Annotated in this window: 19 protein-coding genes; 5 read left to right on the top strand and 14 right to left on the bottom strand. The window is 70.1% G+C overall.

What is annotated here, in order from left to right:
- Positions 1 to 2: 2 nt before the first annotated feature.
- The 5 genes from AB0M39_RS10475 to AB0M39_RS10455 form a co-directional block, all read right to left on the bottom strand.
- Entirely contained in the window at positions 3 to 875 is an 873-nt protein-coding gene (locus AB0M39_RS10475; RefSeq protein ID WP_365362346.1) for a hypothetical protein, read from the bottom strand.
- Positions 872 to 2,209 (bottom strand): AI-2E family transporter, encoded by a 1,338-nt coding sequence (locus AB0M39_RS10470; RefSeq protein WP_365362344.1) that lies wholly within the window; start codon positions 2,207 to 2,209, stop codon positions 872 to 874. Before AB0M39_RS10470 ends, AB0M39_RS10475 begins: the two co-directional genes overlap by 4 nt.
- Positions 2,210 to 2,330: 121 nt before the next feature.
- Positions 2,331 to 3,035: a transglycosylase SLT domain-containing protein gene (locus tag AB0M39_RS10465; protein ID WP_365362342.1), complete on the bottom strand. Its 705-nt coding sequence runs from the start codon at positions 3,033 to 3,035 to the stop codon at positions 2,331 to 2,333.
- Between the two features lie 392 nt (positions 3,036 to 3,427).
- Entirely contained in the window at positions 3,428 to 4,750 is a 1,323-nt protein-coding gene (locus AB0M39_RS10460; RefSeq protein WP_365362340.1) for a PhoH family protein, read from the bottom strand.
- A gap of 332 nt (positions 4,751 to 5,082) precedes the next feature.
- Entirely contained in the window at positions 5,083 to 5,844 is a 762-nt protein-coding gene (locus AB0M39_RS10455; RefSeq protein ID WP_365362338.1) for an isoprenyl transferase, read from the bottom strand.
- A 139-nt stretch (positions 5,845 to 5,983) separates the two neighbouring features.
- Between AB0M39_RS10455 and mgrA the strand changes: the two genes are divergently transcribed.
- Positions 5,984 to 7,021: an L-glyceraldehyde 3-phosphate reductase gene (gene mgrA, locus AB0M39_RS10450; protein ID WP_365362336.1), complete on the top strand. Its 1,038-nt coding sequence runs from the start codon at positions 5,984 to 5,986 to the stop codon at positions 7,019 to 7,021.
- 401 nt (positions 7,022 to 7,422) lie between these two features.
- On the opposite strand, the gene AB0M39_RS10445 is transcribed toward mgrA, so the two are convergent.
- Positions 7,423 to 7,776 (bottom strand): helix-turn-helix domain-containing protein, encoded by a 354-nt coding sequence (locus AB0M39_RS10445; protein WP_365362334.1) that lies wholly within the window; start codon positions 7,774 to 7,776, stop codon positions 7,423 to 7,425.
- Between the two features lie 227 nt (positions 7,777 to 8,003).
- Between AB0M39_RS10445 and AB0M39_RS10440 the strand changes: the two genes are divergently transcribed.
- Positions 8,004 to 9,158, top strand: coding sequence for a winged helix DNA-binding domain-containing protein (locus AB0M39_RS10440; RefSeq protein ID WP_365362332.1), 1,155 nt, complete (start codon positions 8,004 to 8,006; stop codon positions 9,156 to 9,158).
- A gap of 578 nt (positions 9,159 to 9,736) precedes the next feature.
- Complete coding sequence (locus AB0M39_RS10435; protein ID WP_365362330.1) at positions 9,737 to 11,809, top strand: SpoIIE family protein phosphatase; 2,073 nt, start codon at positions 9,737 to 9,739, stop codon at positions 11,807 to 11,809.
- A gap of 207 nt (positions 11,810 to 12,016) precedes the next feature.
- Here AB0M39_RS10435 and AB0M39_RS10430 read toward each other — a convergent pair whose 3' ends face one another.
- From AB0M39_RS10430 to AB0M39_RS10420, 3 genes are all read right to left on the bottom strand, one after another.
- Positions 12,017 to 14,734, bottom strand: a complete 2,718-nt coding sequence (locus AB0M39_RS10430) for a SpoIIE family protein phosphatase (protein ID WP_365362328.1) — start codon at positions 14,732 to 14,734, stop codon at positions 12,017 to 12,019.
- A gap of 122 nt (positions 14,735 to 14,856) precedes the next feature.
- A complete protein-coding gene (locus tag AB0M39_RS10425; protein ID WP_365362326.1) occupies positions 14,857 to 15,156 on the bottom strand; it encodes a hypothetical protein in 300 nt (99 codons plus the stop codon).
- Between the two features lie 122 nt (positions 15,157 to 15,278).
- Positions 15,279 to 15,605 (bottom strand): hypothetical protein, encoded by a 327-nt coding sequence (locus AB0M39_RS10420; protein WP_365362324.1) that lies wholly within the window; start codon positions 15,603 to 15,605, stop codon positions 15,279 to 15,281.
- Positions 15,606 to 15,740: 135 nt separating this feature from the next.
- Here AB0M39_RS10420 and AB0M39_RS10415 point away from each other — a divergent pair, with 135 nt between their 5' ends.
- Entirely contained in the window at positions 15,741 to 15,986 is a 246-nt protein-coding gene (locus AB0M39_RS10415; RefSeq protein WP_365362322.1) for a winged helix-turn-helix domain-containing protein, read from the top strand.
- A 160-nt stretch (positions 15,987 to 16,146) separates the two neighbouring features.
- Positions 16,147 to 16,482, top strand: a complete 336-nt coding sequence (locus AB0M39_RS10410; RefSeq protein WP_365362320.1) for a hypothetical protein — start codon at positions 16,147 to 16,149, stop codon at positions 16,480 to 16,482.
- Between the two features lie 41 nt (positions 16,483 to 16,523).
- Here AB0M39_RS10410 and AB0M39_RS10405 read toward each other — a convergent pair whose 3' ends face one another.
- The 5 genes from AB0M39_RS10405 to AB0M39_RS10385 all read right to left on the bottom strand — a co-directional run bounded on the left by AB0M39_RS10405 (position 16,524) and on the right by AB0M39_RS10385 (position 22,117).
- Positions 16,524 to 16,895 (bottom strand): hypothetical protein, encoded by a 372-nt coding sequence (locus AB0M39_RS10405; protein WP_365362318.1) that lies wholly within the window; start codon positions 16,893 to 16,895, stop codon positions 16,524 to 16,526.
- 102 nt (positions 16,896 to 16,997) lie between these two features.
- Positions 16,998 to 17,867: an immunity 49 family protein gene (locus AB0M39_RS10400; protein ID WP_365362316.1), complete on the bottom strand. Its 870-nt coding sequence runs from the start codon at positions 17,865 to 17,867 to the stop codon at positions 16,998 to 17,000.
- A gap of 7 nt (positions 17,868 to 17,874) precedes the next feature.
- Positions 17,875 to 18,735, bottom strand: a complete 861-nt coding sequence (locus AB0M39_RS10395; protein ID WP_365362314.1) for an immunity 49 family protein — start codon at positions 18,733 to 18,735, stop codon at positions 17,875 to 17,877.
- Positions 18,732 to 21,698, bottom strand: a complete 2,967-nt coding sequence (locus AB0M39_RS10390; RefSeq protein ID WP_365362312.1) for a hypothetical protein — start codon at positions 21,696 to 21,698, stop codon at positions 18,732 to 18,734. Before AB0M39_RS10390 ends, AB0M39_RS10395 begins: the two co-directional genes overlap by 4 nt.
- Positions 21,695 to 22,117: a DUF6507 family protein gene (locus AB0M39_RS10385; protein WP_365362310.1), complete on the bottom strand. Its 423-nt coding sequence runs from the start codon at positions 22,115 to 22,117 to the stop codon at positions 21,695 to 21,697. The genes AB0M39_RS10390 and AB0M39_RS10385 overlap by 4 nt, the downstream gene beginning before the upstream one ends.
- Between the last annotated feature and the right edge of the window lie 103 nt (positions 22,118 to 22,220).

Raw genomic sequence — 22,220 nt, 5'->3', positions numbered from 1 at the left:
CCTCACTCCTTGAGCTTGGCCATGAGCTCCTTCATATCGGCGATCATCTCGTCCCGGTACGCCTGGCGCGTCGTCGCCGAGTCCCCTACGGTCTCGGTCGAGTCGGGAATCGAGAGGGCGATGCTGAGCACCGCCTGGCCGTCGAGCACATGGAGGGACGGCGGACCGGCGGACGTGACTTCGTCCACCACGAAGTACGCCCGGTCGCCCAGGCCTTCGACCTTCTCCATGGGGGGCTGGTTCTCGCTGCTGAACCTCGACTCAGGGGTGATGCTCGCCTCGAACTCCGGCCCCGGGTCGACCTTCCTGTGCAGCCGGTAGAAGACGTAGACGCTCGACGTCGGGTCGTCGAACTCTTCCTCGTTCTTCTCGTCCGCGCCCGGCGACTTGAAGGTCGCCCAGCAGTACGCCCGGCTCTGGTTCTTATGGGGCTGCTCGCCGTGGTCCGGGGCGTCCATCTCGCCGAGCTGCTTGGTCAGCGCCTTGAGCCCGGTCTCCTCGCAGAGGTTGCCGGTCGTCTTGTAGCCCCGCAGGTCCGGGCCCAGACGGTGGTCGACGTACAGACCGCCCGCCCACAGCGAGGAGGCGAGCAGCGCGCCGCCGAGCCCCCACACCCACGGCTTGCGGGTCCACGGCCTGCGCAGCCAGGGGACCTTGCCCTCGTCGCCGCCCGCGCCGACCGTCTCGGCCGTGCCGACGGCTCCGCCCGTCCCGCTCGCCTCGACGGCTCCCGTCGCTCCCGTCGCCCCGGGCGCTCCGAATGCCGTGGCGGCCTCCGCGGCCCCGCCAGGACCGCGCGGCCCGGGCACCGCTCCCGGCGGCTGGGCGTCGCCGAACGGGTCGCCCTCTCCCACCAGCTCAGGCTCGGATATCACTCCCGCTCCTCCCCCGCCGCGGAGTCCTTGAGCGGCGAGGCAGGCGGGCGCGGCGCCACCGCGATCTCGACGGCCGTCGCCCCGTACGGCGGCGGCCCGCTCCGCATCGCCTGCTCCTTGCTGTACGCGCGCAGATAGCCGACGACCGTGTTGGTCACCGCCACCAGCGGCACCGCCACCACCGCGCCGCCGATGCCCGCGGTCAGCCCGCCCGCGGCGACCGCGAGGACGACGCCCAGGGGATGGACGCGGACCGCGCGGCCCAGGATGAAGGGCTGGAGCACATGGCCCTCGAGCTGCTGTACGGCCAGGACCACGATCAGCACCATCAGCGCGGTGAACACGCCCTGGGTGACCAGCGCGACGACGACCGCCAGCGCTCCGGAGATGACCGCGCCGACCAACGGGATGAAGGCGAACAGGAAGATGAACACGGCGAGCGGCACGGCGAGCGGCACATCGAGGAAGTAGATGCCGAGGCCGATGAAGATCGCGTCGATCAGCGCCACGATCACCGTGCCGCGCACATAGGCGGTCAGCGTGCGCCAGGCGCGCGGCCCGGCGCCGGCCACTCCCTCACGGGCCTGCGCGGGCACCAGCTTGAGCACCCACTGCCAGATGCGCTTCCCGTCGTACAGCAGGAAGAGCGTCGAGAACATCGCCAGCAGAATCCCGGTGAGGACCTCGACCATCACGGTCACGCCCTGAAGACCGGCGGAGGTGATCTCCTCGGTGTTCGTGCCGATGGTGTCGCTGAGGTTCTTGGCGATGTCGTTGATCTGGCTCTCGGTGACATGGAACGGGCTGTCCAGCAGCCACCGCTTGAGCTCCTCGATACCGTCCCTGACCCGGTCGGAGAGGTTGTCGAGGTTGTCCATGACCTGCCAGACCACGAACCAGCCGACCAGCCCCATGACGACGAAGCCGGCGATGGCGGTGACCGCGGTGGCGAGCCCACGCGGCAGGCCGAGCCGCTTCAGCCGGGCGACGGTGGGCTGGAGCATCGCGGTGACGAGCAGCGCGGCGACGAAGGCGAGGACGACGAGCTGTACGGCGCTGATGACGCGCATCAACACCCAGAGCGTGCCCGCCAGTACGAGCAGCCGCCAGCCGGCCTCGGCGGCGACGCGCATGCCCCAGGGGATGGTGGCGACCGGGTCGGGCCGGGCGGCGACGGCGGGCGCGTACGAGGGCGGCGGCGGGACGCTCTCCGGGGGCGAGGCGGGGGCGGGCGCCTCGTCGCCGGCGGCCTCGCCGCGGCGCTCGTCCCAGCGCTCTCCCATCTCGGTCAGCTTGCCGCCCAGCCGGCCGAGCCATCCTGGCACTCTTGACATGATCTTTCCTCTTCCCCCCACATCACTCCCCCCGGGAGCCTGTTCGGACCGACCGTACACGCACGGAACCCCTCACCGTAGGACGGTGAGGGGCTCCGCGAAGTTGAGCGCCGAGCGAGCTCTAGTACCAGTGGTTGGCCTGCCAGAACGACCACGCGCCGCAGGGGCTGCCGTAGCGGCTGTCCATGTAGTTCAGGCCCCACTTGATCTGGGTCGCCGGGTTGGTCTGCCAGTCGGCGCCGGCCGAGGACATCTTCGAGCCGGGCAGCGCCTGGACCAGGCCGTACGCGCCCGAAGACGGGTTCTGAGCGCGGTAGTTCCAGGTCGACTCGTGGTTCACGATGTTGCTGAAGCACTGGAACTGGTCGGCGGGGACCATCTGCCGCGCCATCGCCTGGACCTCGGCGACCGTGTAGGAGGCCTTCGCGGAGAAGCTGGAGGCGTCGCGCACGGAGTCGCGGTTGGCCCGCGCCTCAGCGTCCGCGCGCTCCTCCTCGGCCTTCTCGGCCTCCTCGTCGGCGGCTGCCTTCTTCTCCTTGGCCGTCTTGGCGGCCGAGATGCGTGCGGCCTCCTCGGCGGTCTTCTTCGCGGAGGCGTCGGCGGCGGCTGCCTGCGCGTCGGCCTGCTCCGTCAGGGACGAGACCTGAACCTGGGCCTGCTGGCCCATGGGAATGTCCGCGAGGAGGGTCGCGTCGGCTGCGGTCGCCTCGAGGCTGTCGCCGTTCGAGGGCTGAGTGCTGCCCGACGCGACGCCAACGACGGCGCCGACGGTGGTGACCGCAGTGGCAGATGCCACCGCGAACCCCCGGACCGAGATCCGGCTCACACGGTTTCCTTCCAGCGTCGCCCGCATAGGTGACCTCGCGAGCGCAATCTTGCCCCTGACGCTGGCCTCCCCTTGTCTGGGTCACGGGAGGCTCGGGCCCGGTGGGCAACTCCCCTGCGGAAGTCGCCGCGTGGTGCTCGCGGGCGGCATACGACGATCGAAGTCTTGAGTTATGTACTGCTGTGCACCCACGAGAGGTGCGCGTGTGTCGTATGCGGGGCCTGACGGAAGCAAGACTCTGCCGGAAGGCAACGCCGCAAGGCAATTCTTCGTTACGTGTGAAAGCTCACACGCCGTTTACGCCAGGAGTTTTACGGAAACCGGCGGACAGCACGGCGCCGCCCGGCTACGCTCTTGCGCTTGCCGGGCGGCGCCAACTGCCTTATTCCGTACTAGATCTGGCCTTCCTCCAGCATTTCGGTCACGAGCGCGGCGATCTGGGAGCGCTCGGAGCGTGTGAGGGTGACGTGCGCGAAGAGCGGATGGCCCTTCAACTTCTCCACGACGGCGACCACTCCGTCATAGCGACCGACGCGCAGATTGTCCCGTTGTGCCACGTCATGCGTGAGAACAACCCGGGAATTGGCCCCGATTCTGGACAGAACCGTCAGCAGGACGTTCCGCTCCAGGGACTGCGCCTCGTCCACGATGACGAACGCGTCGTGCAGCGAGCGCCCGCGGATATGGGTGAGCGGCAGGACCTCGAGCATGCCGCGGCCCAGCACCTCCTCGATCACCTCACGGCCGGCCACCGCGGAGAGCGTGTCGAAGACCGCCTGCGCCCAGGGGCTCATCTTCTCGGCCTCGGTGCCCGGCAGATAGCCGAGCTCCTGCCCGCCCACGGCGTACAACGGCCGGAAGACCATCACCTTCTGATGCTGCCTGCGCTCCAGGACCGCCTCCAGGCCCGCGCAGAGCGCCAGCGCCGACTTGCCGGTGCCGGCCCGGCCGCCGAGCGAGACGATGCCGATGTCCGGGTCGAGCAGCAGATCGAGCGCGATGCGCTGCTCGGCGCTGCGGCCGTGGATGCCGAACGCCTCCCGGTCGCCGCGCACCAGGCGGACGTTGCCCTCGGCCGAGATCCGGCCCAGCGCCTTGCCCCGCTCGGACTGCAGGACCAGCCCGGTGTGGACGGGGAGCTCCGCGGCCTCGGGGACGTAGAGCGTCTCCTCTCCGTACAGCAGGTCCACCTGCTCGGCGGAGAGGGGCAGCTCGGACATACCGGTCCAGCCGGAGTCCGTGATGGCCAGCTCGGCGCGGTACTCCTCGGCCAGCAGACCGACGGAGGACGCCTTGATGCGCAGGGGCAGGTCCTTGGAGACGACCGTGACGTCGTACCCCTCGGCCTGGAGGTTGCGGGCGACCGCCAGGATCCGTGAGTCGTTGTCCCCCAATCGGAAGCCGGCCGGAAGGACGCCGGGATCGGAGTGGTTGAGCTCGACGCGGAGCGTGCCGCCGAGGTCGCCGAGCGGAATGGGGGCGTCGAGGCGGCCGAACCGGATACGGAAGTCGTCCAGCAGGCGCAGCGCCTGCCGGGCGAAGTAGCCGAGCTCCGGATGGTGCCTCTTGGCCTCCAGCTCCGTGATGACCACGATCGGGAGCACGACTTCGTGCTCTTCGAAGCGGGTCATGGCGTTCGGGTCGGCCAGCAGGACGCTGGTGTCGAGAACGTAGGTGCGCCTGTCGGGCATGCGGCGCTTTGTGCTGTTCACCACGGAAGGACGTACCCCCTCGGCTGAGGTCGGCGTGCGACGGCTGTCGCGGGCCATGGGGTCTCCCCGCCGAAGGCGGGGGACGGGCCGGGCTCAGGCCACGCTGCACGGGCCGAGCTCCGGCCCTCCGCGCGGTCCGCAAGCGAGGTGCGGTCCTTCGTGTGCAAAGGGCCTCCCGGGTGAGCGGTCATGGCCGCTCACTGAGATACGACGTTCGTGGATCGGACGTCGACCTGAAAGTGGTATTCCCTCGAACATGCGCGGCCATGCCATGGCATATGACGACGCATGAATGAACAGCCTGTGACGTACGCCGCCGGTGGGGCCGCAGGGGGTCAGGATCCGTAGCGGCGGTGGCGCGCCGCGTAGTCGCGCAGCGCGCGCAGGAAGTCCACCTTGCGGAAGGCGGGCCAGAAGACTTCGCAGAAGTAGTACTCGGAGTGGGCGCTCTGCCAGAGCATGAAGCCGGAGAGCCGCTGCTCGCCGCTGGTGCGGATGACCAGGTCGGGGTCGGGCTGGCCGCGGGTGTAGAGGTGCTCGGAGATGTGCTCGACGTCGACGATCTCGGCGAGCTCCTCGAAGCTCGTGCCCTTGTCGGCGTGCTCCAGGAGAAGGGAGCGGACGGCGTCCGCGATCTCCTGGCGGCCGCCGTATCCGACCGCGACGTTCACGAGTATGCCGTCGTTCGAGACGGTGGCCTGCTGGGCCTCCTTCAGCACGGACTGGGTGCGGGCGGGCAGCAGGTCCAGGGTGCCCACGTGGTGGACGCGCCAGCGGCCGTCGGCGGCGAGGTCGCGGACCGCGTCCTCGATGATGCCCAGCAGCGGGATCAGCTGGTCCTCGGGACGCTCCAGGTTGTCGGTGGACAGCAGCCAGAGGGTGACGACCTCGACGTCGGTCTCCTCGCACCAGCCCAGCAGCTCCTGGATCTTGCTGGCGCCGGCCTTGTGACCCTGCTCCGCGGTGCCGCCCGAAGCCTTCGCCCAGCGACGATTGCCGTCGAGGATGACACCGATGTGCTTGGGCACCTGAGCGTGGTCGAGACGGCCTTCCACCCGGCGTGCGTAGAGCCCGTACACCAGGTCGCGCAAGTTCACTGAGTCCACCTCTCGGTTCCGTCCGGGGCCACGCCGTCCCGTCCGTGCCAGGGTCCGGGGCCCGAGGCCGCCACACTACTGCGCAGCGGCCACGGCCACCCAACCCGGTCTGTCACAAGTCCGTGATAAGGAGGGAAGCGTGACTGACTCCCCCTCTTACCTCGCCTCCCCCAGCCGCTACGACTCGATGGAGTACCGCCGTACGGGCCGCTCCGGGCTCAAGCTCCCCGCCCTCTCCCTCGGCCTCTGGCACAACTTCGGCGACGACCGCGCACTGGACTCGCAGCGCGCGATCCTGCGCCGCGCCTTCGACCTGGGCGTGACCCACTTCGACCTGGCGAACAACTACGGACCGCCGCCCGGGTCCGCCGAGCTGAACTTCGGCAAGATCTTCGCCCAGGACTTCACGGCATACCGGGACGAGCTGCTCGTCTCCACCAAGGCCGGCTATCTGATGCACCCCGGCCCGTACGGCGAGTGGGGCTCGCGCAAGTACCTGCTGTCGTCCCTGGACGCCTCCCTGAAGCGGATGGGCCTGGACTACGTCGACGTCTTCTACTCCCACCGCTTCGACCCGCACACTCCGCTCGAGGAGACGATGGGCGCGCTGGCCAGCGCGGTGCAGCAGGGCAAGGCGCTGTACGTGGGCGTGTCGTCGTACAACGCGGAGCAGACGGCCGAGGCGGCGCGGCTGCTGAAGGAGATGGGCGTCCCCGCGCTCATCCACCAGCCCTCCTACTCCATGATCAACCGCTGGATCGAGGACGACGGCCTGCTCGACACGCTGGAGAGCGCGGGCATGGGCTGCATCTCCTTCGTGCCTCTCGCGCAGGGCCTGCTCACCGGCAAGTACCTCAAGGGCATCCCGGAGGGCTCGCGAGCCACGCAGGGCAAGTCCCTGGACCCGAATCTGCTCTCCGACGAGGTGCTGCGGCGGCTGAACGGGCTGAACGACATCGCGTCCCGGCGCGGCCAGTCGCTCGCCCAGCTGGCGATCGCGTGGGTCCTGCGGGACGAGCGGATGACGTCGGCGCTGATCGGCGCGTCCAGCGTGCAGCAGCTGGAGGAGAACGTGGCGGCGCTGGCCGCCCCGCCGCTCACGGACGCGGAGCTGGAGGAGATCGACGCCTTCGCGGTGGACACCGCGGGCACGAACATCTGGGCCGGGCGGAGCTAGGAGCCGGCGCGGAGCCGAGGGCTGCGCGGAACCAGGGCTGCGCGGAGCCGAGAGCTGCGCGGAGCCGAGAGAAGAAAACGGGCCGGTCCGTGGGGGGGGGATACGGACCGGCCCGAGGGGGGGTTTCCACCATAACCCTTCGTAAGTGGTGCTGGGTGCCACGCCATGCCGTAACTACGCTCCGAATGCGGCGGACGGAGGAAGCGGCGTCCCACGGGCCCGGAATATGGCTGGTTCCGGGCCTTTGCGGGGCTCGGGGACGTGCCCGGGGCCGTACCTCCCAAGGGTGACCCCCGGGCAGGGGCGTCGTATTGACGGCGTGTCCGACGTGGGCCGCCGGCCGCCGCCGGGGCGCCGTATACGACGGCCGCGCCCCGGCCGCAACCGCTCCCGACGGCCGGTCAGACGACGGAGTTGGCGCGCTTGTTGGCGAGGATCTGCTCGGTATAGGCGGCGCCCCACTCGCCGAGAGGCAGCAGGGCGGTGTTGAGCGCCTCGCCGAGCTCGGTGAGGGAGTACTCCACCCGGGGCGGAACCTCCCGGTACACCTCGCGGTGCACGACGCCGTCTGCCTCCAGCTCGCGCAGCTGCTGGATCAGCATCTTCTCGCTGACGCCCGCCACATGGCGCTTCAGCTCCCCGAAGCGGTGCGTGCCGTCGTGCAGCGCCCACAGAATGAGCGGCTTCCACTTGCCGCCGACGACGTCTACGGCGGCGTCGAGGCCGCAGTGATACGAGGTCCGGACCTTGGCCACCGCAACTCCTCGGGTGAGAGCAATACTTACCGTCCCGCCAGTACACCATTGTCCGCCGGTGAGGGCGGGTCGGACGGGCGCGGTCGCGCCATCGCTTCACCGAGGGAAGCCCGCGGAGGGCCCGCGGAAGGCCCGTGGAAAGTCCCGTGCAGAGTCCCGGGGAAAGCCCGCGGAGAGCCCCTCAATGCGGCCAGAATCTGACCTATATCGAGCCTAGAGTCGCTCGCATGACGACGCGTACGGTGACGTGGACCGAGGCCAACGCCCGCCGGATCGAACGGCAGGGCATCGCAGCCCCCATGGAGAGCACGCCCGCGGAGACCTCCTCCGCGATGCTCGGCGCGCACGCGCAGGTGCTGTCGGCCGGCGAGCTCTCCCTCGCCCTGCGCATGGCGGGCGGCGCCACCCGGGCCGATGTGCGCGAGGCGCTGTGGAGCGACGCCAGCCTGGTGAAGACGTACGGTCCGCGCGGCACGGTCCATCTGCTGGCCGCCGCCGACCTGCCCATGTGGACCGGGGCGCTCTCGGCGATCCCCGCCGGGGCGAACCCGATGCCCGCCCCGGCACGGATGACGGACGAGCAGACCGAGCAGGTGCTCGACGCGATCGGGGACGCCTTGGACGGCGCGGAGCTGACCGTCGACGAACTGACCGAGGCGATCGTGGAGCGCGTCGGGTCCTGGGCCGGGGACCCGGTGATGGAGGCGTTCCAGGACAAGTGGCCCCGCTGGCGCCAGGCGACCCACCGGGCCGCGCACCGGGGCGTGCTCCGCTTCGCCCCCAACCGCGGCCGCAAGACGACGTACACCAGCCCCGCCGTCACACCGATGGAGGCACAGCCCGCGCTGGCCGCCCTCGTACACCGCTACCTGTACGCGTACGGCCCGGCGAGCCCCCAGCACTTCGCCAAGTGGCTCGCGGCGCCGAAGGGCTGGGCGACGGAGCTCTTCGCCGCGCTCGCCCGAGAGGGCCGCGTCGAGGAGGTGTCCTTCGAGGACGCCCCGGCATGGGTGGCCGCCGGGGACCTCGACTTCCCGGACGCCCCGGCGCGGGGCGTGCGGCTGCTGCCGTACTTCGACGCGTTCGCCATCGCCTCGCAGCCCCGCGAACGGCTCTTCCCCGGCCCGGCGTACAAGCGCGCGCTGGCCGGCGGGCAGGCGGGGAACTTTCCGGTGGTGCTGGTGGACGGCGTCGTCGCGGGGGTGTGGCACCAGCGCCGCTCGGGCCGACGGATCGCGCTGACGGTGGAGCCGATCGGCGAGGCGCTGCGCACGCAGCACGCGCGGGACGAGCTGGAGGCGCAGGCGGAGCGGGTGGGCGAAGCACTGGAGGGGAAGACGGAGTTGACGGTGGGGGTGGTGGCGGTGGGGGCGCATGCGTGAGGCTGCGGGGCCCAGGGGGCATGGGCCTGCGGCACGCTGTCCCGCCCGAAGGAGCCCGCGGAGGGGGACGGCCGGCTCGCCGCCGCGACGGGGTGCCACGGGAATGACGCGCGCGACACCACCGACGGCCAGCGGACGCTCGTCGAGGCCTAACGGGCCCGAACGGGCCCGTCGGCGCTCCCCCTGCTCGCTCGGCTCGCTCGACTCGCCGCCGCAACGCGGGGCCACACGAACGACGCGGTGAAGAGGGTGCGGGACGTGCGGGTGGCGCACGGCGGCGGCGCGGTGCAGGCGTGCGCGGCGGGGGCGGCGCGGTACGGACCGGGCGCGGCGGGGGCGGCGCGGTACGGACCGGGATCGCCGGGGGGCTCGCTAACTGGCGCACCCGATGGGCTGCCCTGTCGCGGCTGACCTGGAGGTCTTCTCGCGCGGCGCCCCGGGGGCGCCGCGCGGGAACGGGATTCAGGATCGCCCCGCACCCCCGCTGCGCGCCGCCCCCTAGGCGGGCAGCGCCCCGCGCCGATCTTTCGGATAGGGTAATTCGATAGGAAATGCCCCCCTGGGGTTAGGCCGATGCATTGGACACTCACCCTCACCAGTCGACGAGCGAGGTGCCGGACCCGCCCGTAGGAGCTGTCGGGCACGCTGGTGTGCTCCGCGAGCTGCTTCCCATCGCGCTGTGGAGGGAGGACGCGGAAGGGCGTGTCCTGGAGTGGTCGCTCGCTGCCCAGGACCTCCTCGGCCACCGGCCCGAAGACCTCCTGGGCCGCCCTGCCTCGCCCGTACTGGTCCCCGAAGCCAACCAGGAACTGGCCGAGCAGCTCACACGACGGGTCCAGGCAGGCGAGACCGTGGTCGGGACCCTTCCCGTGCGGCATCGCGACGGCCACCACGTGACGATGGAGATGTGGATCGTCCCAGCCGTCGACCCGCAAGGCCGTCCGGGCTCCATGCTGATCGCCGTGGAGACCTCGGAGGTCCTGCGGATGAGGGACTCGCTGGCGGCTCTCCAGAGTCTCTTCACCCAGTCGCCCATCGGCCTGGCCACCCTCGGTACGGACCTGCGGTTCATCCGGGTCAACGACGCCCTGGCCCGGATGAACGGCGTCCTGCCGGCCGAGCACCTGGGCAAGCGGCTCACGGAGGTGGTCCCCGGCGTCAACGCCACGGCGTTGGAGGCGATGATGCAGCAGGTTCTGGACCGCAGAGAGCCGGTCGTCGACGCGCGTCGCACCGGCCGGACCGCGGCCGATCCCGATCACGACCGGACCTGGTCCTGCTCCTACGCCCCGCTGCTCGACGGCGCGGGCCGGCGGCTGGGTCTGATCGCCTCCCTCATCGACATCACCGAGGGGCAGCGGGCGCTCGTCGAGGCCGAACGGGCCCGTCGGCGCTTCGCCCTGCTCGCGGAGGCGGGAGCCCGCATCGGCACCACCCTGGACCTGCGCCAGACCGCCGAGGAGATCGTGCAGGTGCTGGTGCCGCAGCTCGCCGACTCGGCCGACGTACAGCTGCTGGAGGCGGTCCTCGCCCCCGACGAGGGGGCGGCGGCCGCCGCGGCCACCCGGGGCGTGCTCCGCCGGCTGGCGGTCGCCTTCCCCGACCCGACCGCCCCCACCGCGAAACTGGCGCCCGGCCAGACCATGCAGATCCCGCCCGGCACGGTGTACGAGCGGGTCATCGCCGACGGCCGGCCAATGAACCTGTACCGGTCCGACGTCCCGGCGCTGATCAGGGACCCCCGCGCCGAGAGCCTGCGCAACTACCTCGCCAGTCTGGGATCGGCGCGATTGGTCCCGCTGGTCGCGCGCGGCAAGGTGCTCGGAACGGTCACGGTGACGCGGCTGCGCAGCCGCGAGTCGTTCGACGAGCAGGACTGCGTCCTCATCGACGAAGTGGTCGCGCGAGCGGCGCTGAACATCGACAACGCACGCATGTACACGACCCAGCGGGAGGCGGCCCTCACCCTGCAGCGCAGCCTGACGAACAACGCGCTGCCCGATGTCACGGGCCTCGAGCTCACCGGGCGCTACCTCCCCGCCAGCGAGCACGACGTCGGCGGCGACTGGTTCGACGTCATCGCCCTGCCCGGGGGCCGGACCGGACTCGTCATCGGGGACGTCATGGGCCACGGGATCCACGCGGCGGCCGTCATGGGACAGCTGCGCACAGCGGTGCGCACGCTCGCCCGGCACGACATCCCTCCTGCGCAGATGCTCCGCTCCCTCGACGCCGTCGTCTCCGACCTGGGGGAGGACGAGATGGCGACCTGCGTCTACGCCGTGCACGACCCGGCGTCCGGCGGCTGTGTGATCGGCAGGGCCGGCCACCCTCCGCCGGCCGTCGCCAGGCCCGGCGGGGCGATCGTGTTCCTCGACGGTCCCCTGGGCACCCCTCTGGGCACGGGAGGCAAGGACTTCCCCACCGAGCGGGTGCCGCTGCCCCCGGGCAGCCTGCTGGTGCTGTACACGGACGGTCTCATCGAAGCCCGGGACAGGGACCTCGACCAGGGCATGGACCAGCTCGCGCAGGCGCTGCAAGAGCCTGACCAGCCGCTGGAGGAGCTCTGCGACGGTGTCCTGGGGCGGCTGCTGCCGCGTCCGGCGGAGGACGACGTGGCGGTGCTGCTGGCCCGCACGTTGCGGACGTGACGCTCCGCGCCGTATGGACGTGACCTCCGCGCCGTACGGACGCGACGCCCCGGACCGTACGAACGTGACCTCCGCACCGTACGGACGCGACGCCCCGCACCCTACGACCGTGACCCCCGCGCCGTACGGACGCGACGCTCCGCCCCCTGGACGGACGTGACGCTCGCCCGCCCCCGACCCGAGGCCGTCAGATCGCGTCGACGGCCGTCAGATCGCGTCGACGTCGAGGAAGTCCGGGAAGTCCTGGAACGGACTCACCGAGCCCTCCGAGTCGCCCGACAGCGGCAGCTCGGCCCAGATGACCTTGCCCTCGGGGGTGTACCGGGTACCCCACCGCTGGCTGAGCCGTGCCACCAGGAAGAGCCCACGCCCGCCCTCGTCCGTGGTGGCGGCGTAGCGGAGATGGGGCGAGGTGCTGCTCCCGTCGGACACCTCGCAGGTCAGCGTGCGGTCGCGCAGCAGCCGTACGCGCACCGGGGCGGAGCCGTGCCGGATCGCGTTGGTGATCAGCTCGCTGAGCAGCAGCTCCGTACTGAAGGCGAGATCGGGCAGGCCCCATTCCTCCAGCTTCTCCACGACGACGGCTCGCATGGCGCCCACCGCGCTCGGCTCGAACGGCACGGCCCAGTCGACGACGTCGCCGTCGCCGAGGGTTCGGGTCCGTGCGATGAGCAGCGCCACATCGTCGCGAGGACGAGCCGGCAGGAGTGCGTCGAGAACCGCGCTGCAGCTGTCCTGCGGGTGCCGGTCGGGATGGCTCAGGGCCGCGCGCAGCAGTTCCAGGCCGTCGCCGATGTCACGGCTGGGGTCCTCGACCAGTCCGTCGGTGTAGAGCACGAGCTGGCTGCCCTCGCTCAGGTGCAGCTCCGCCGTCTCGAACGGCATCCCGCCCAGCCCCAGCGGCGGCCCGGCGGGCAGCTCCATGATGTCCACGGCGCCGTCGGGGCTGACCACCAGGGGCGGCATGTGCCCGGCCCGTGCCACGGTGCAGCGCTGGGACACCGGGTCGTAGACCGCGTAGAGGCAGGTGGCGCCCAGCACCGCGCCTTCGCCCGCGTCCCCGTCGTGGTCGATGCGCTGGACGAGGTCGTCGAGACGGGCGAGCAGCTCGTCGGGCGGCAGGTCGAGCGAGGAGAAGTTGTGCACCGCCGTCCGCAGCCGGCCCATGGTGGCCGCGGCGTGCAGTCCGTGCCCGACCACGTCGCCCACGACGAGCGCGACGCGGCAGCCCGGCAGCGGGATGACGTCGAACCAGTCGCCGCCCACCCCGGACTGCGCGGGCTGGTAGTAGTGCGCCATCTCCACGGCGCTCTGGTCGGGCAGGGCGCGCGGCAGCAGGCTGCGCTGGAGCGTCACGGCCATGGCGTGCTCACGGGTGTACCGGCGCGCGTTGTCGATGCTGACCGCGGCCCGGGCCACCAGCTCCTCGGCCAGGGAGAGGTCTTCCTCGTCGAAGGGCTCGGGCTTGCGCGAGCGCCAGAAGGTGACGATTCCGAGTACGACGCCGCGCGATTTGAGGGGCGCGGTGATGAGGGAGTGGATGCCGTAGTCGATGATGCTCTGCGCCCGTGGCGGATCCTGCGCGTACCAGCCCGGCGCGTCGGCCAGGTCCGGCACCAGTTCGGCCTGGCCGCCGGCGAGGCCCCGCGCGTGCGGTGTGGACGGTTTGAAGTTGATCAGTTTGCCGCGCGGATAGAGAGGCTGGTCGTCGCGGATGCCGCTGACCGCCGTACGGCGCACGCCGGAGCGCGCGTCGGTCGGTTCGTCGCCGTGGAGCACCGGGTCCGCCAGATCGACGGTCATGAAGTCCGCGAACCGGGGTACGGCGACATCCGCCAGCTCCTCGGCCGTGCGCGTCACGTCGAGACTGGTGCCGATGCCGATACCGGCGTCGTACAGCAGTTTCAGCCGTCGGCGGGCTGCTTCCGCCCGGCTGGTGAGGATGCGCATCTCGGTGGAGTCGCGGATGGTGACCACGGCCCCCTCGGGCTGGCCGCGGGGCATGGTCGGCCGCTGGTTGACCACCAGCAGCCGGTCCCCGGCCGCGAGGACCTCGTCCGTGGCCACCCGACCGGACTTCAGGAGGCCGGCCACGCGCTGGTCGAGCGCGGGCAGATGCTCGATGTCGCGTCCCTCCGCGTCCGCCGGCAGGGTGAGCAGCCGTCTGGCCTCGTCGTTCGCGAGCACCAGCCGACCCTCCCCGTCGGTGATCAGCACGCCCTCGCGGACGGCGTGGAGGACCGCGTCGTGGTGTTCGTACATCCGGGTCATCTCGAGGGGCCCGAGCCCGTGGGTCTGCCGCCGCAGCCGTCTGGTGATCAGTGCGGTGCCGACGGTGGCCACGGCCAGGCCGGCAGCGCTGACGCCGAGGATGACGGGGAGCTGCCGGTCGACCACGCCGGTCACGTTCTCCACCGTGAGACCGGCCGACACCAGCCCGATGACCCGGCCGTCGGCGGAAGTCACCGGGACCACGGCCTGGATCTCGTGGCCCAGGGGCCCTCGCACGCTCTCGGTATGCACCCGGCCGGCCAGGGAGGGTGCGATCGTGCCGACGAATCGCTTGCCGATACGGTCGGGCTGGGGGTGCGTGTAGCGGATTCCGTCGGTGTTCATCACGACGATGAAGTCGACGCCCGCGGCCTTGCGCGTCTCTTCCGTGAGCGGCTGAAGGATCTTGGACGGGTCCGGGGCCTTCAGCGCGGCGGGAAGCCCGAGCGAGTGGGCGAACGTCTGGGCGACCCCCACCGAGAGGGCGCGGGCCTCACGTCCGACGTCGTGCCGCGACTGGAGCACCAGCGCCAGCACGGCACCGGCGGCGAGCAGCACCACAACCGCCACCTGGAGTATGAACACCTGTCCGGCGACGCTTCGTGGGTGCTTCCCGCTCAGTGACCGCACCAAGGCGCTCGGCACGGGCTGCATGAATGAATCACATTTTCATTTAACACCGCACAGCCTGAGAGGGCCGGGCCGAAGCCGAAGGACGGGCCCGCAGGACCTGCCGGAGGCGGCTCGTGGGCACCGGGATCGTGTCGTACCCCCACTCAATGCCCGCTCTCCGCACGGGTGCGCCTGCCGGTCGCGAGCAGGTCGAGCGCGTCGGGCGGCTTCGGGAGCAGCGGCGCGCACTCGGCACAGGCGTAGACGTTGAAACCCGGGCCGGAAGCGGAGTGCACCTCGGACACGAGGACCGGGGCGGCGGTGATCCGGTCGCAGCGCACGCACATCCGCACGGGCGGCCGCGGCGAACGGGCCGCGCCCGCGGCTTGGGGACCGGCCGTCGACCCGCAGACGTCACACACCTTGGGCACGTCCGCATCGACCAGGCAGCTTGCGACACACACCAGGACCTCCGCGCCGCACGCGTACCGCTCACTGGACGGATGCGACTGCCAGGGACCCCGCCAGCTCCCGCACCGGGCACACGCAGGCGTCCGCGGCTCGGCATGCTCCACGGCCGCGCTCATCACACCACCCCATGGGCGCCGAGGAGATGCGCATCGACATCGACCCCGAAGTCGGCGGCGAGCACCAGGGCGAGCCGCCGCTGACGCTGCTCGTCCGCCAGGACGTACGGGCGGACCATGGCGGTCTCCTGCCCGTTCAGCGGCAGGTGGAGCCCGTACGGGGAACGGGCGGCGGGCAGCAGCCACGGCACGTCGGGCAGCCGGGGAGGACGGGGCTGTACGCAGTCGGCCATGCGGTCGCCCGCACGCAAACGATGCCGACCGCTGGTTCGCGGCGCGAACACTGCCCTCGCCCACAGGACGAGGGCCTGGATGAGGTTGCACATGTCGGTCCATCCCTTCAGAACGGCCATGCCCTGGGGTGCCGCTAGCACCCGTCGGAGCCTTCCTCGAGACCATACCGAAGTATACCGAAGCGCACTGAGGATGCGAAGAATACTGAGGCGCACTCAACTAGACCCATGAGCATTGACCGAACTCGCGCGATGTGGCCGCAGATCGCCGCAGTGATCATCGAGCGCATTCGCAACGGCACCTATCCGCCCGGAAGCAAGATCCCGAGCGTGGTTCAGATTGCGAACGAGTTCGGCGTGGTCAACTCGACCGCCCAGCGCGCCATGGAGTCCGTGCGCGCCGAGGGACTGACCCGCTCCGAGGCCGGCATGGGCACGTACGTACTGCGCCCCGAGGAGACCGCCACCGCCTGACGCCTGGCGCAGGGCAACCCGCTACTCCCGTGACACCGCGCGCCTCGCCGGCTCTCCGCCCGCGACTTCGTTCGTCCCCATCGAGGCAACCCGCGCCCTGCCGCTGGCGTCCCTCATCGTTGATCGACCAACGACTGAACAGCGCGACAGGGAGGGGAAGATGGCCATTCCGAACGCCACCGGACAGGACAACGCGGGACAAGAGAGAGTCCTCGGCGGCGAGGAGTGGGGCGTCATCGCCGTCGTTCTGGCGGTCGTTCCGTACCAGCTCCTCATCCAGGACAACGCAGAGAAGGCATGGCTCGCCTATCTCGCCACCTGCGCCGGTTCGGCCGTCCTCCTCATCGGGGCCTTCTTCATGAAGTGGAGGCCAGGTCGGTTCACGGCCGTCATGCTCACAACCTTGGGAGCCGTAGGGGCGGCTCTCGCCGTAATGGAACCGGGGGCTTCCCGTTCCTGTAGAGGAACAGGGGCCAGTACCCAGATGAGGCCCTAGTCGAGCAACCGATGCTCACCGAGGAACGCGCCCACCCGGCACTACTCGGCTTCCTTCTTCCAGCTCTTTGTGAGATTCCCTTGCTCATCCCAAACACGTTCCGCCAGGATGGGCAATCCATTCTGGGAAAAGACCCGTTCAGACGCGAGCCTTCCGTTTGGATGCCACTCTCTAAAGAGCCCCACGGCACGCCCCATCTGCACTGTCCCTTCGGAACGAAGGGTGCCGTCCTTATACCATTCGCGACTGAGGCCGTGCAGAACTCCCTCCACGTAGTCGTTTAGGCTGACGAGAGGAGTGCCCAGGTGCTCCGTCACCTCTCCAGTGAACAGTTCCCCCCTGTACAGCAGACGTCCTCCGCCATCCATGTCGACCTCGGGGTCGTCGATGTCGATCCTGCGCTCGGAGTCCATCAAGGGATCCATCTCGTCGTCGGGCGGATACCGACCCCAGCAGCTGGCTGTCGAAATCCCGCACCGTGGCGGGTCAGGGTCGCGGCCTGACAGCCTCCTGGCTCATGTGTCCAGCTCGCCTGCCCAGGCGAACTCCAAGAGTTCCTTGGGCAGATACTCCGACTCGACCTCGATGGCCATGTCGCCATCGTCGCGTGCCATGCAGGCGACGGCGAGCGGGCCCAGGGCGACCAGGCCCTCGCCGCTCAAGGAACGTGCCTCGTTGGCTGTCCAGTACTCCTTGTGCCAGGTCAGAGCCTGGGCCAATGAGGCGTTGAACTGCTCCGACTCCCCGCGCAGGTAGAGCTGGAAGAGCTCCAGAGGGGGGTAGAGGACCTTCAGCATCAGCTCCTTGCCGGCGACCTGTGCGACGTCGGGGTCGGTGCCGTCGACTGCGGCGACCAGGGTGTCCCAGGTCTCCTGCCGGCCGAACCAGCGGTTCTGGAGGGTTTCCACCCATGCATAGATGTACTCGTCGAACTCCGCACCGGACGCACGGAGGAACGACACAGGCACCTGGGCAAGCTGGTTCAGCCGTTCATTCTCGCGGCAGATCACCGCCAGATAGAAGGAGGTGAGCCAGTTTCCCGCATGCAGGTAGTCCTGGGGCCCGGTGGCGGGAAGGTTCGTCACCTCGCCGTCGGCCCCGATGCGACACGCCACAGGACCTTCCGCAGCAGTGCCGGCGGCGAACAGAGCTGAGCCGACCTGCATGGCCGTGACCCACGCCTCCCACGTCGGAAAGGCTGCCGCAGTGGGATCCGCAACGCAGTGCCACTTCGCTGTCGTCAGCGTGAGCATCAGAGCATCCCAGCGGTCGTCCTCCGACGTCTCAAGCTGCTCGAGCGCCTGGTTCGTGCTCTCGATGATCGGCGCCATCGCTTCGGCCGCATTGTCGGTGCGGAATGGATGGCGGGGAATGCGCGTCTTCACATGTGCCTCAGGTGGGGAACTCACCCAGCCAGCCGTGCTGGAGGAGGTGTTTGGGCAGGTACTCCGACTCAACCTCGATCGGGATCTTGCCGTCGTAGGCGAGGCAGGCGATCGCCAGCGGGCCCAGGGCGATAGCGCCGTCGATGTCCTCCGTCCTGTCCTCGTCCATGGTCCAGTACGCCTTGTGGAGCTTCAGCGCCTCCTCCAGAGCCGGACTGAAGCCCTCCTCGTCCTTGCGCACGAAGTGGTAGAAGAGGTTGATCGGCGGATAGAGCAGACACTGCAGCAGATCGCGTGGAGCGACCCGCGCCACCGCGGGATCCGACGCCTCGATCGCAGCGATCAGCTTGTCTACCAGCCCCGGACGCCGCAGCCAGTACGTCTGCAGGACATCCACCCAGTGGTAGATGTACTCGTCGTACTGCCCCTCCGGCGCACGCAGCCGCTCCAACGGGATCTCACACAGCTGTGTCATCCGCTGCTGCTCCCGACAGATGATCGCCAGCCAGAACGCCGACAGCCACGTACCCGCATCAGCCGTGGGCAACGGGCCGACAGCCGGCAGAGTCCGCAACTTCCGATCGACACGGCACTCGACAGTTCCCTCGCTCACCCCGGTCACGGCGAACAGCGCCGAGCCCAACTGCATCGCGTTGACGGCGGCCTCCCACGTCTCCACCGCAGCCGCCCGCGGATCGACGACACAACGCGCATGCAACATCAGGAGAGAAGTGCTGAACGTGGCGTCGATGAGCTCGGCAGACTCATCAAGATCGCTGATCGCGCTGGCAAGATACTCTCCCAACCGCTCCGAATACTGCCCCGGTTCATCTCGCTGCAGAGCATGCCGGCTCACAATCACGGTCACGGAAGAGTCCCCTTGCTGATGTCGAAGCGCCGATACTGGTAACCAGTGTACGTGCCCGAGTTCTTCTCACCTTTGACGACGACGTATTCCAGTTTGCCCTCCTTCAGTGCATTTCTCAGATCAGCCGCAACCTTGAATTCACCTCGGCGTTCCATGACTCGGATGATGTCGAAGAAGTACTCTCTGCTCCCCTGAGACACCTGCCTACCGTTCCGAAGCGTGCGCCGACCGAGCTCCGTGTCGGCGCTGCTCTTTGCCTCAACGACGACGACCCGACCATCTTCGTGCTTCCACACCTGGTCGAACTGGTCATTTCCGTTCTTCGGGCCGAGGAGAGACTGGCTCTCGAAGTCCGGGTAGCGCTCGGCGATGAAGTGGTGCTCGGCAGCCGCCTCACCAAACGCTTCGGCGTCGTCGCCCATCCTGGTGTGAGATTCCTTGTACGCCCCCTTGGCCTCTCCCCAAAGCGCCGCGGATTCAATGGTGCCTTGGGCCGCGTGAGCCCTGCCGGTCTCCGCCTTCCAATCCGCCATAAGGTTGTCCCATTTGACGGAGAGATGGCGGATCCGCGCAGCCTCCTCCAGTATCCTGCGCCGAACCTTGCTCGTGACCGTGTCAGCTCCGACGGAGATGTAGTCGTCATCAAGGAAATGAGGTTTAGGAGGTTCTGGAGCATCCTTGGCACGAATCCACGGGCCGTCCTCCGACAGCCGGGTGAGCTGAGGCGGGGTGTACCCGCTCTCGTCGTACCGCTCCAGTCTCTGGCGAGTGCCGTCCTTCCTGTAGTGGCGCTCGCGGTACCCCGGTTCCTCATTGGCCCGGTAGACCTGGATTTCCTCGATCTGCTCAAGCGTGAGCGAACCGCGGGGTCCGTACGGGTTGCCCGTATCGCGCATGAAGCTGGGACGCGGCACAGGCTGGCGCTGCGGCGGGACCGTGCCGTCGCCGGGTGGTGTATTCGCGTCGTCGCCCGCGCGCGCCGCCTCGTCCACCCCGCCCCCGCCCGGTGCCTCGGGGCGGGTCCGGATGGCTTCGTCGAGCGCGCCGGTCGGGAGGTTGCGGCCAGCGCCTGCGCCCGGGGGCTCTGGGCGAGGGCCAGGGACGGCGTCGTCGCCGAGGTTGGCGCCGGGGCGGGTGCTGCCGGTGGCCGCAGGGGTGTCTCCAGTGCGGCCCGCGCTGCCTGCCGGTCCGTCCAGGTTGTCGCCCGCCTGCCCCGTTGGCATGTTGTTCGCGACGCCGCCCGGCGCGTTGTCGCCCGCCCTGCCGGCAGGCGCGTCGTCTCCCGCCCGGCCCACGTCGCCGAGGTCGTCGGCGAGGCTGTCGCCCAGCCGCGCCGCGCCGGCCGCGTCGTCCCCGACGCGGGCCGCAACGGCGCCCGCCGTGACCGGCACGCGCGCGGCCGGGTTGGGGGCCGTCTGGGGCGGATTCTCCCTCGGGGCCGCGGAGTGGTGCTGGTGGAGAGTGCCGTCCTCCTTGAAGAGGTTGCCCTGGCGGTCGAGGTGGAAGGTCTTGCCCTCGAGGTCCTTCACCACCGTCGTGCCCTCGGGCAGGGCCGTCGCTCCCTCGGGGACCTTGACCGTGCCCTCGGCCACCGGGGTCGAGCCCGCCGGGGGCGGTGTGCCGTCGGGCATCTTGACCATTCCGTGGCCCAGGTCGACCGCGCCCTTGGGGATCGGGACGCCCTCGGGCAGCTGGAACGTGCCCTTCGGGACCTCGAACGCGCCTTCCGGGATCGGCGCGCCCTCGGGCAGGTGCAGCGTGCCGTCGGCCAGCTTGAACGAGCCCTCCGGCAACATGATCGCGCCCTCGGGAAGGGCGGAGACCTCGACCTTCCCCATGCCCCTGAGAGCGGCCAGCGCATCGCCGATCTTCGACAGGCTCATGCCGACGCCCTTGAAGAGGTACGTCGTCGGGTCGATCGCCCGACCCGCCTTGCCCACGAAGGACAGGGCCTTCGCCGTCGTGCCCGCCTTGCCCGCGCCGGCCGCCGCGCCTCCGGCGCCGCCGGCGAAGATGGTCGTCACCACGTTGAAAGTGACCGCTCCGGCCGCCCGGGAGGGGTTCTCTCCCCACTTGTCCCAGGCCACGAGCGCCTTGCCCGTCTCCTTCAACGCCTTGCGCGAGTCCCGCAGCCAAGCGGGCATGTCCTTGTCGTCGGCCGACCAGAACGCCAGGTTCGCGCCCGGGACAGCGGAGATCACCACACCGGTGGCGAGCTGGCCCAGACCGACCCACGCCTGGCCCGCGGCGTCCCAGCCGTCGACGCCGACCAGGGTCCCCAGACCCCTGACGGTGCCCCAGACGCCGTCGACGATGACGCCCTTGCCGAAGTCCCAGGCGTGCTCCCACACCTGCCACCCGGGCGTGGACTCCTCGACCGCCTCGCCCCACGGGAGGCTCTCGGACTGCTTGAGGGCCTCGGCGTCGTAGCCGTACATGCCCTCCTGGTTGGAGCCGTCGTTCACCCTCAGCCGCGTACCGCAGACCAGCGCGACGATCTTGTCGTGGCAGGTGCGCTCGATCTCCTGGAAGGCGGCCCAGGCCTCGGCGATCTCATTGCGGCGCTCGAGGTTCTCGTCGGTCAGATCGCCGTCCTCACGCCACTTGTCGTCATCGGCGATCTTGGCGCGGAAAGCGGAGACCTCGGCCTTGAGCTGCTCCAGCTTCTCCTTCAGCGGACGGGCGTCTCTCGCATAGGCGCCCAGCGCGCCCGCGATGACGCAGAGGTCGGAGCTCATCGAGAGCCCCTTGTCCGAGACCGGCTTGGTGACGGCGAACAGCTGCTCCGCCTCAGGCGCCTTGTAGAAGGCACGCAGCCCGCCGAAAGAGGTGTGGACGTCGCCGGTCGCGGTCGCGATCTTGGCGCTGCCGATCGACAGCGCCTTCACCTTCGTGTCGAGCCGATCCAGATCGCCGGTGAAGACCGGCACCTCCGCCGGGTCGACCGCCTCGTCCCCGCTCACCTGCGCCCCCCGGCGTCCTTGAGAAGATCCAGTCGTACGGACTTCGCGGCGTCCTGGGCGTGCTTGGCCGCCGCCAGGTCGCCCCCGACGTACTCGTTGGTGGCCTTCGCGGCGCCCAGAACCGCGGCCTGGATGCGCTCGGCCATGTCCTTGAGGGACGGTTGCTGCTTGCTCAGGTACTCGGCCAGCGCCGCGCCGACCGGCCCCGTCGCATTCGTCGTCAACGGCGCCCCCGACGCCGTCGGCCCGTGCAGGGCGACCTTGGCCGCGGAGCCCGGCACGGCCGTGCCCGCACACTGGGCCGCCTCCTGCATATCGGCCACCAGGGTCGTCAGGGCCTTCTCCAGGTCCCCGGCATGTGTGCCGGTGACCTTCAACTGGCCCTGGACTCCCTGTGGCTTGATGTCCCACGTCGACACGAACGCCCCCCTGCGTACTGAACTGCTGCACCGCCGCCGCACCCCGTGCGGCCCCTGCGAACCCGCGCACCGACGGGGCCGGCGCCCGACGACCGAGACGCAC

It is taken from the genome of Streptomyces sp. NPDC051907 (assembly GCF_040681075.1).
Taxonomy (GTDB): domain Bacteria; phylum Actinomycetota; class Actinomycetes; order Streptomycetales; family Streptomycetaceae; genus Streptomyces.
Note: the sequence above shows the minus strand (reverse complement) of the source record. Positions and strands in the feature narration are given on the sequence as shown.